Consider the following 9,693-nt stretch of genomic DNA (forward strand, 5'->3'; position numbering starts at 1 on the left):
GAAGAATTGCTTATCACAAACTAAAGTCTACAAACTGTAGGGCAAGGTTATGTCCGAACAGTATAATCTACGCCTGTGGAGACTGTGTAAGACGCAGTGGGTCCCCCCACTGAAAAAGGAAGCCTCTTCTTCAATCAGGCCATAAGGTGGATAAGGAGGGGTTATTCACACGGGTAAACCTCAAGAAGAGAATGTTAATTTGGATATTCTCTTCTTTACAAAAGTGAAATTTACTTCTATTCTACCCAAATAAGAAACAAGAAATATTACTTGCTAAAACGACTGGTTACAGTCGCTTTGTATTCAATTTCTTATTAGGCGAATGGATGAGTTTAGTTAAAGAAGAAAATCAAATCGCATAGCCTACAAAAAAGAAAGCAAACTAAAATCGTGGGTGCCGATAACGAAAAAATACTACTCCGCGACCTTTATATAGCGTATGTATTATGGTTGGCATCCTTGAAGGAATAATAAAATCAAACTACAAGGGTGGTGAAAAAATGGTTAAAAATAAGAATAATCAATTTAAGAATAATAAAAATGCCCTACCAAAAGCAGATGTAGAATTTGCAGGAGAAAATGGACTTGAAAAAATAGCATTAAGAGCTCAAAAAAAGCCAAAATAAGTAAACAATATGGGCAGTTGTTTCATTAAAAAAATGTTTTAGACTATAGAAAAATGGTTGTAGGCTATTAAAAGAAAGTATTAGACTGGAGATTATTGATTTTAACGTTATTTCGTTAGAAACTAACTCTTGGACTTATACTTTCTTTTTAGTTTTTCATAAAGATAGTTGGAATATAATTTAGGCATTAGAAAAGCCAGAAATCCAATTAAGGATATCTGGCTTGATTTCATATTACAAAAGACATGACACGATCTGCATGATATGAAAAAATAAGAGTGTACGCAAGAAACGTAACGTTACGACCAACATAGAAAAGAGGGCGTACAGTGAAAGGAATAATGGCGACTGATAAAGCAATTTAAGGAGGAAAGTGTGTGCGGATATTCCATGTAAGTGAAGAGAGTCATATTCAAATGTTTCATCCACGAATACCTAATCGAACGGACTTAGATCCAACGAAAGGGCTTGTATGGGCAATAAATGATCAATGCTTACCTAACTTTTTGACACCTAGAAATTGTTCACGTGTTTGCTATCATGTTGGTCCAAATACATCTGAAATCGACAAGCAAACATATATATCATCAAAATCATGTTCGCATGTAGTCGTTATTGAAAACAAATGGTTTGAAACGATGAAAAATACGAAATTATACTTGTATGAATTTGATACAAAGCAGTTCACACTGCAAGATGAGAATGCTGGTTATTATGTAAGTGAAACATCGCAAATTCCAATTGCCAAATTAGAAGTAGTTGATTTATTTCAAGAGCTGTTTAAACGTAATGTTGAATTACGTTTAGTACATAACTTGTGGGATATTTTTGATGAAATTCAAAAAACAACATTGAATTGGTCAATGTGTAGAATGGGTTTTGCGCAGCCGAGGTTTGAGGGATAATTTGCAATTCGGGAAACTTAAAAAAACTAAATTCAGATTTCTCATAAGAGAATCCATTTTGATGTAATAGGAGAGTTTAAGAAGTATTTTTGAAAAAAGTTTAACTGTCTATAAAAATGATAAGACGAAACCTACGTATAATTTCATTTTTCATTATTGAATGAAAGAAGCAGGACCATTGAAAAAAAGGAATTTATTATTGTTAATAGAAAAGAATGTTGATAAAAAGAAAGGAAGGGTATATATGATTAATTACGCATTGCCGAATTTCATTATTAAAGAACGCGGCAAGGTATCAGAATGTTTTGCTAAATTGGGGATACATGATTTTCATGCAGCGTTAAAGTTTGTTGGCGAATTGCCTTATGGGAGGAATTCTAATCGGTCCGACTATGAATTAGTAATGAGTGAAGGAAAGGGAACATGTAGTACGAAACATGCTTTACTTTCTGCGTTATGTAAAGAACAAGGGGTGGAAGAAATAAAATTAATTACAGGAATTTATGAAATGAACGAAAATAACACACCAGGTGTTGGAAATGTTTTAAGAATACATGGCTTAAACTCTATCCCAGAAGCACATTGTTATTTAAAATATAAAAATGAAAGATTTGATTTCACTAGGATTCATGTGAATGGGGAGCCTATTGAAGAATTTTTAGTAGAAAAACAAATAGAACCTTATCAGATTGGAGATTTCAAAACTGATTTTCACCGTTCTTACATACCAATGTGGTTAGAAAAATATAAATTAAGTCAAAAATTCGATTTGGATCGTTTATGGAAAGTTAGAGAGGAATGTATCAAAGAGCTGTCAGCAACTTAACAAGTATTTTTTAGCTTCCTTATGTAATTAACAGGGTGTTTTAGTTATATGAACAATATGGAAAATAATTAAATTTATAATTATATATTTAGAGCAAGTTTTGAAAAAAGATTGATCAAAACTTGCTCTTTTAATTTTTCGACCTATAAGTCAATACAATATCGCCTTCTCCTTTTGTTTTAACCGTTGCCTGTGGCAGGAAAAGGCCCTGACCGCTACTATGCATGACCAGACGCTCTTGCCCATCTAAAAAGAAAAAGGCTTTTAAGAGCAAATGGGCTTTTCCTCCGACTACTTAGATGTTTTAATCTTAATCTGACTAAATTCTATCGGTATATAATATTTATTATAAACCACAGGATATTTATCACTAATATATATATTTTCTAAAATCAAATCACATTCCTCTCCGTGGAAAAGTTGGTATTTTAATGACGACGGAGTATTGACGGAATGAGAACGTTTAATTTCAATGGTAGAGGAATTAGCCCGTTCATATACTTTCTCCTCTAACATTTCCAATAGTTGCTTCTCGTTTTGTAAGTCAAGATTTAACTTGGAAACCGCTTCGATTGGCATCATCGTAAAAGCAAAAGCTACGATCTTATCGTTACTTTTATACCAGCGTTCCAACGCAACTACTGCAGTCATTTCTTGATTTAATACTTGCATTGCATAGTCCGTTACTAGGTCAATTCGGAAATTAAGTTCAATATCATCTATTTTTTCGGTATAGCATTTATATAAGGGATTCCCTAACTTCTCCAAACCATCCATACTTTCATTATGATGAAATTTTGTAATGAAATTTCCTTTTCCATGGATATTTTTCACCAATCCATCTTCCTGTAAAAGTGCTAAAGCATGCCGTAATGTCATTCTGCTTACCCCAAATATTTTGGCCAATTCGGGTTCTGTTGGAAGTTGACTGTCTGGAGGAAATGTTCCATCCATAATTAATGTATACAATTGGTCATACACAGTGACGAATAACGGCTTTTTTTGTTTATTGAGTTCATGAAGTTTATTTTTCATTTTCTTATACCCCTATAGCTTTTCATATTCATGACTATACATTTCGTTTCTTTGTTCTATTGTAACTTACTTTTTTGTGGAAATTAATACGCTTTCAAAAATTCATTATAATTGGTATTAGGTGTGTATGTTAAGTAAACTACAAAATTATAAAAACTACACTAGATACGAGGATATTAAGATTTTATCACGAAATGAATGTAAAAAAGGCGATGAACATGAAAATGGAGTTTTTCAATTGAATCAAGCATTGAAAGGAAAGTTATATGGAAAATATATTATTGAAGTATTTAAGTAAATTTACAATGTTTAACGAGGCACAACAACAGGAAATTGTCATCCATTCTGCGAGGTTTTTCCGCCTCTCAGTAAGAGCCATATGCCAAAGCCAAGTTCTCCGGCAATCATTGGTATACTAAAGACAATTTGAAGTATGGAAATGAACTTATCATATTCTGGAGAAAACGTGTTACATAAGTGAATGACAATATAACCTATTGAAGCAAGCAGCAATAAGATGCTAATGACTTTTGGTATGCTGGCTGATTTGAAAGTTAAGTAGCCGACAATCATGAGGTTTCCACCAAAAATGATTAAGCCAATCGACCAAATAGATTCAAATGCTTCTAAAAATAGCATAATATGTGCTTGCAGTTGATCGATTTTAAAGAACGATAGATAGGTTGTATTTTTCGTGAGAAGCAGTACAAATAATAAATTGAGTATGGCAATTCCTAATATCGCCGCATAGATAAGGCGGAGCCACGCCCCGAGCAATGAAAGATTTTTATGAATGGGCTTTAGGAAAATATAGAAAGCCCAGGCGACCACAATATCAGTTATTAGGATGATGAACCAGCCAAAGATTTCAGCCTTGAAAAGGAGAGGTGCCGCCATGATATTGTGATAGGTGGCACTAGCATCCCCTTTTACAACGAGGCTTGCATGGGCGAATCCAGAGGAAAAAAATGCAACAAATGCCATAATGATAAGGGATATGCCAGCGGTCAAAGCGTACTTTCGCTGATTTGATTGTTCTTTTACTGAAACGGTCATAAGATACCCTCCTAATTATATGTTTGGTTTCATTTTAAGGGGGAAGGTTATGAGTGGTCATTGACTTAAGTCAAGAGTATGAAATTATTTTTATATGGGGTGTTGACGCATGCCCATCAAGCTAAGAAATCAAATCGCCCCAAAAACAAAAAATCTCACTTCTTAACTGAAAAAAGATAAGAAGTGAGATTTTTTGAATGCTACGAATAATGTCATCTTATATAAACAAGGAATGTATGGAATATACAGAAGGGGTTTTCCGAATTTTTAACGAATAGTAATAAAATTGACATCCAAGAAAGGGGATTATAATGAAAAATTCTTAACATAAAAATTCTGAATATATAAAAAGGGAGCAGGTGAGTAAATTATGTTAATAGATCTTAAACTACTTATACTGTCATTTACTTTAGTCGTTATTGTTACACCATTTATTCTCTTTATATTGAAAAAAATCAACTTTACCCAACCTATTCGAAAAGAGTTACCCTCTGATCATCAGAATAAAAAAGGAACTCCTCTAATGCTGGGGATTGTTTTTTACATTGGAGTAATTATTTGTCTATATTATAATCATTCTCCTTTAATGATACTCTTATGTTCTACATTTATACTATTTGGACTTATCGGATTTCTTGATGATTTTTGGAAAGCCTATAATCAAGATCCTGGTGGGATATCTAGCAAAACTAAATTAATTTTACAGTTCATGTTTACTAGCTACATTCTTTATACTTTAATAATGAACTTTAATTTTGAGTTCAAGATTTCTCTTACTCAAGATAATACCTTATATTTACCTAGCTTTGTATACATCATTCTTATTGTTTTATTCATTGTAGGTACGGCCAATGCAATAAACTTCACTGATGGAATGGATGGACTTCTAGCTAATGTTTCCATACCTTCTTTTTTATTTTTTTTCTTAATAAGTGAGCATCAAGAAATAAGGATTTTTTCATTAGTGATGATTGGATGTCTAGTAGGTTTCTTAATTTATAACTTATACCCTGCAAAAGGGTTTATGGGTGATACAGGTTCTCTTGCAATTGGTGGAATTTTAACCTTCTTTTCTGTTATTGAACACGTAGAGATTCTAGTACCATTATTATTTATTATTTATTTTGCAGAACAATTCTCAGTAATTATACAAGTTTATTATTTCAAAACGACTGGGGCTAGATTATTTAAAATGACTCCTATACACTTTCATTTCGCATTAAAATATGGTTGGCGTGAAAATCAAATTGTAAGTATATTTGGTTTAGTTTCTTGGATAACCATGCTGATTTGTTTTGTTTATTATAAAGTATTTTTGATTTGACTAATAAATAAATGAATTTCATAATTTCGCCCCCTTACTACACTTGACTTTTGGGAGCACGAAAGAGGAGGTATCAATGATACCTCCTCTGCCTATTATGCGACAAGGTAATTTATTTAAGATTCTGAAGTTATGATATCAAAAAGATTGTATTCTAAATAATTTCTAAACAGGTTATCATAAGTAGATGAATCTTTGTTTCGATTGCTTTAAGATATCCTTACATTCTTCCAAAGAAAGAAAATAGTAACAACAGTTTCCTCAAATAAGCATGTTCCCATTTATGAAAAATTATGCTGTAATAGTGATAGAACAATAGTTAGCCCTGTTCTAAGTAGTCAAAGAAGTGAGGAATTGAGATTGAAAAAGTTTAAGAAGTTTTATTTAGAGATTACAAGTGTATGTAACCTCGCATGCAGCTTTTGTCCGCCAACAGAACGGCAGAAGCAATTTCTTTCTGTGGAGGATTTTGCAAAGCGATTAGATCAAATTAAACCTCACACAGACTATATTTATTTACATGTAAAAGGTGAGCCGTTGCTTCACCCTAAAATAGGTCAATTGTTAGATATCAGTCATGAAAAAGGATTTAAAGTTAACATTACAACGAACGGAACATTAATTAATAAAAAGAGGGAAAAGCTATTAAATAAACCTGCGCTCAGACAGATGAATTTTTCGCTTCATAGCTTTGATGGGCATGAAGGTTCTGAAGATAAGGAAGGGTATGTACGAAGTATACTTTCTTTTATTAAAGAAGCAACGAGCCAATCAGAGTTGATTGTTTCTCTTAGACTATGGAACTTAACGCAAGACAATAAGACGAATCTTGAAATACAACGAAACAGAGAGTTGCTAGAAATCATTGAGAAAGAATTCGATTTACCGTACAAAATTGAAGAGAAGATCACACCAGGAAGTGGCATAAAAATTGCTGATCGTATTTATATTAATCAAGATTACGAGTTTCAGTGGCCTGCACTGCATGAAGAAGAAGACGATGGAAAGGGCTTCTGTTATGGCCTTCGCAATCAAGCGGGTATATTAGCGAACGGAACGGTTATTCCTTGTTGTTTAGATGGTGAGGGCATTATTAACCTTGGAAATATTAATGATGATTCGTTTTCAGAGATTATCGAAGGGGAACGAGCAACAAACCTTGTGGATGGGTTTTCGCAAAGGGTAGCAGTAGAAGAACTATGTAGAAAATGCGGATATCGCAAACGATTTGGGAAATAGATAGGAAAACGTAAAATAGTACAGTAAAAAATGGACCAAAACAGTTTCTTCCTGTTTTGGTCCATCTTTTTTTACCATTCCTTTGGCTCATAGTTCAAGTCTTGGAATAATCGATTACGCTCTTTTTTAGATAAGTCTCTCCATTGTCCAACGGGTAGATTACCTAAATGAATATTCATAATTCGAGTTCGCTGTAGTCTATAAACATCGTAGCCAAGTGCTTCACACATGCGACGAATTTGACGATTTAGTCCTTGAGTTAAAGTGATTTGAAAAACGTATTTGGAAAGTTGTTCCATCTGACAAGGCAGCGTTTTCGTACCTAAAATTTTTACACCTTCAGCCATTCGTTTTAAAAATTCAGGAGTAATCGGCTTGTCTACTGTAACAATGTATTCTTTCTCATGCTTATTTTCAGCACGTAAAATTTCATTGACTATATCTCCATCGTTCGTAAGGAGTATTAAGCCATCTGAATCTTTATCTAGTCGCCCAATATTAAAAATTCTTAATGGGTGATTGACTAAATCAACAATATTACCCTTAACATTTTTTTCTGTTGTACTCGTAATACCAACGGGTTTATTTAAGGCAATATAAACATAATTACTTGCCATTCGTATTTGGTTACCGTTTACACGAACATCATCCCCGGGCTCGACTTGGCTGCCTATTTTCGCAACCTTTCCATTTATCGTGACTCTTCCTTCATTGACTAATTTATCTGCACCGCGTCTAGATGCTTTTCCAGCTTCACTAATGAACTTATTAATACGTATGTTAAACACAACCTTTAGTAGAGAGTTAATAGTATTAGAATATTGGATTTACATTTGATTTTCAAGGGGACAAGCATAATGAATTACAGAATAGCGAAAAAAACAACAAAAAATATATGGAATGTGTTTCTAGTGAGAGATAACTTTGTTCAGAAAAAGGTGTGTTAGATTTTGTAGGCATATGTGTTGGAAATGACGTATACTTATTATCTACATTGATACATTTTCTGAAGGCTTGAAAACAGGTTTAGTAGGAATTATGCATATGGTATTCATACAATGGTGAAAAATACATACGAAAATATATAACAAAATGAGGTTAATACATGAGTCCACAAAGTTTTAGCGATTACGCATTGAGTAAAGAAATTGTAAGAGCACTTGCTAGCTTGCAATATGAAAAGCCAACAGAAGTGCAAGAGAAAGTCATCCCAATTGCATTAGAAAAGAAAGACCTTGTTGTAAAATCACAAACAGGAAGCGGTAAGACAGCTTCTTTTGGGATTCCGCTTTGTGAAATGGTTGAATGGGAAGAAAATAAACCGCAGGCATTAATTCTTACACCAACAAGGGAGCTTGCTGCACAGGTAAAAGAAGATATTACGAATATAGGAAGATTTAAGCGTATTAAAGCAACTGCGGTTTATGGGAAATCTCCATTTGCGCGTCAAAAATTAGAGCTAAAGCAAAAGACACATATTGTCGTCGGCACTCCTGGGCGTGTATTAGATCATATTGAAAAAGGGACTTTTTCGTTAGAGTGTCTGAAATATTTGGTGATTGATGAGGCAGATGAAATGTTAAATATGGGCTTTATCGATCAAGTAGAGGCAATTATTGACGAATTACCTAGTAACCGAATGACGATGCTCTTTTCTGCGACATTACCAGAAGATGTTGAAAATTTGTCTCGTACATATATGGAATCACCAATCAACATCGAGATTCAAGCATCTGGCATTACGACAGATAAAATTGAACATAGTCTGTTAGAAGTGAGGGAAGAAGAGAAATTCTCTCTTCTGAAAGATATAACAACGATTGAAAATCCAGATAGTTGCATTATTTTCTGCCGTACGCAAGAAAATGTAGATGATGTATTTAGACAGTTAAAACGTTCTGGCTATCCTTGTGATAAAATTCATGGCGGAATGGTGCAAGAGGATCGTTTTGCAGTAATGAATGACTTTAAAAGAGGAAAATTCCGCTATTTAGTAGCGACAGATGTAGCAGCAAGAGGAATTGATATTGAGAATATTACCCACGTTATTAATTACGATATTCCATTAGAAAAAGAAAGTTATGTACACCGTACAGGAAGAACGGGACGTGCTGGTAATAGCGGAAAAGCAATTACATTTGTAACTCCGTATGAAAAAAGATTTTTAGCAGAAATCGAAGAATATATTGGTTTTGAAATTCCGCAAATGGATGCCCCGTCAAAAGAGGATATTACAAAAGGAAAGATAGCATTTGAGGAAAAAATAAATGCGAAACCAATCATAAAGAAAGATAAAAGTGTGGGATTAAATAAGGGAATCATGAAGCTTTACTTTAATGGCGGGAAGAAAAAGAAAATCCGAGCAGTGGATTTCGTTGGTACAATTGCCAAAATCCCAGGTGTCACAGCGGATGATATAGGGATTATTACGATCCAAGATAATGTTTCCTATGTTGATATATTAAACGGAAAAGGACCACTTGTTTTAAAAGCAATGAAAAACAAAACGATAAAAGGTAAGCAGTTAAAGGTTCATGAAGCTATTAAGTAAAAAACTATCCACTCTAATGGGAGGCCACTGAAAAAGTGAAAGCTTCTTCGATTTAATCGAAGAAGCTTTCACTTTTTATGTATAATTTTCATTTTTTTTATGAATAATGGTTGTACTAATTCTAGGTGGTG

At 33.6% G+C, this 9,693-nt stretch carries 10 protein-coding genes and 1 pseudogene; 8 read left to right on the forward strand and 3 right to left on the reverse strand.

Translation table 11 applies throughout. The features are described 5' to 3' along the window. Positions 1 to 251: 251 nt before the first annotated feature. The 4 genes and pseudogenes from MR076_RS26455 to MR076_RS25365 all read left to right on the forward strand — a co-directional run. Positions 252 to 362: pseudogene (locus MR076_RS26455) on the forward strand (helix-turn-helix domain-containing protein); the annotation flags it as partial. Between the two features lie 138 nt (positions 363 to 500). After that, positions 501 to 626: a hypothetical protein gene (locus MR076_RS26460; RefSeq protein WP_277928615.1), complete on the forward strand. Its 126-nt coding sequence runs from the start codon at positions 501 to 503 to the stop codon at positions 624 to 626. 377 nt (positions 627 to 1,003) lie between these two features. After that, positions 1,004 to 1,531 (forward strand): DUF6886 family protein, encoded by a 528-nt coding sequence (locus MR076_RS25360; protein WP_242225337.1) that lies wholly within the window; start codon positions 1,004 to 1,006, stop codon positions 1,529 to 1,531. Positions 1,532 to 1,775: 244 nt separating this feature from the next. Then, positions 1,776 to 2,357: a hypothetical protein gene (locus MR076_RS25365; RefSeq protein WP_242225338.1), complete on the forward strand. Its 582-nt coding sequence runs from the start codon at positions 1,776 to 1,778 to the stop codon at positions 2,355 to 2,357. Positions 2,358 to 2,648: 291 nt separating this feature from the next. Here the strand turns inward: MR076_RS25365 and MR076_RS25370 are convergent, their stop codons facing one another. Continuing rightward, complete coding sequence (locus MR076_RS25370) at positions 2,649 to 3,392, reverse strand: GntR family transcriptional regulator (RefSeq protein WP_242225339.1); 744 nt, start codon at positions 3,390 to 3,392, stop codon at positions 2,649 to 2,651. A gap of 127 nt (positions 3,393 to 3,519) precedes the next feature. Between MR076_RS25370 and MR076_RS25375 the strand changes: the two genes are divergently transcribed. Then, positions 3,520 to 3,690, forward strand: coding sequence for a hypothetical protein (locus MR076_RS25375; RefSeq protein ID WP_242225340.1), 171 nt, complete (start codon positions 3,520 to 3,522; stop codon positions 3,688 to 3,690). 38 nt (positions 3,691 to 3,728) lie between these two features. On the opposite strand, the gene MR076_RS25380 is transcribed toward MR076_RS25375, so the two are convergent. Then, positions 3,729 to 4,448, reverse strand: a complete 720-nt coding sequence (locus MR076_RS25380) for a DUF4386 domain-containing protein (protein WP_242225341.1) — start codon at positions 4,446 to 4,448, stop codon at positions 3,729 to 3,731. Positions 4,449 to 4,818: 370 nt separating this feature from the next. Between MR076_RS25380 and mraY the strand changes: the two genes are divergently transcribed. Both mraY and MR076_RS25390 read left to right on the forward strand, forming a co-directional pair. Beyond that, entirely contained in the window at positions 4,819 to 5,772 is a 954-nt protein-coding gene (gene mraY, locus MR076_RS25385) for a phospho-N-acetylmuramoyl-pentapeptide-transferase (protein WP_242225342.1), read from the forward strand. A 360-nt stretch (positions 5,773 to 6,132) separates the two neighbouring features. Next, entirely contained in the window at positions 6,133 to 7,011 is an 879-nt protein-coding gene (locus MR076_RS25390; RefSeq protein ID WP_242225343.1) for a radical SAM/SPASM domain-containing protein, read from the forward strand. A gap of 71 nt (positions 7,012 to 7,082) precedes the next feature. On the opposite strand, the gene rluF is transcribed toward MR076_RS25390, so the two are convergent. Continuing rightward, on the reverse strand, positions 7,083 to 7,799 hold the full coding sequence (gene rluF, locus MR076_RS25395; protein ID WP_242225344.1) for a 23S rRNA pseudouridine(2604) synthase RluF: 717 nt from the start codon (positions 7,797 to 7,799) through the stop codon (positions 7,083 to 7,085). Between the two features lie 317 nt (positions 7,800 to 8,116). Between rluF and MR076_RS25400 the strand changes: the two genes are divergently transcribed. Continuing rightward, entirely contained in the window at positions 8,117 to 9,562 is a 1,446-nt protein-coding gene (locus MR076_RS25400; RefSeq protein WP_242225345.1) for a DEAD/DEAH box helicase, read from the forward strand. The last annotated feature ends 131 nt before the right edge of the window (positions 9,563 to 9,693 follow it).

It is taken from the genome of Bacillus cereus group sp. BfR-BA-01380 (genome assembly GCF_022663535.1).
GTDB classification, from domain to species: Bacteria; Bacillota; Bacilli; order Bacillales; family Bacillaceae_G; genus Bacillus_A; species Bacillus_A cereus_BB.

What these genes read in the sequence shown, in the direction of transcription:
- MR076_RS26460 (WP_277928615.1), top strand. Translation starts at nt 501, where the DNA reads ATGGTTAAAAATAAGAATAATCAATTTAAGAATAATAAAAATGCCCTA.
- MR076_RS25365 (WP_242225338.1), top strand. Translation starts at nt 1,776, where the DNA reads ATGATTAATTACGCATTGCCGAATTTCATTATTAAAGAACGCGGCAAG.
- MR076_RS25370 (WP_242225339.1), bottom strand. Translation starts at nt 3,392, where the DNA reads ATGAAAAATAAACTTCATGAACTCAATAAACAAAAAAAGCCGTTATTC.
- MR076_RS25375 (WP_242225340.1), top strand. Translation starts at nt 3,520, where the DNA reads ATGTTAAGTAAACTACAAAATTATAAAAACTACACTAGATACGAGGAT.
- MR076_RS25380 (WP_242225341.1), bottom strand. Translation starts at nt 4,448, where the DNA reads ATGACCGTTTCAGTAAAAGAACAATCAAATCAGCGAAAGTACGCTTTG.
- mraY (WP_242225342.1), top strand. Translation starts at nt 4,819, where the DNA reads ATGTTAATAGATCTTAAACTACTTATACTGTCATTTACTTTAGTCGTT.
- MR076_RS25400 (WP_242225345.1), top strand. Translation starts at nt 8,117, where the DNA reads ATGAGTCCACAAAGTTTTAGCGATTACGCATTGAGTAAAGAAATTGTA.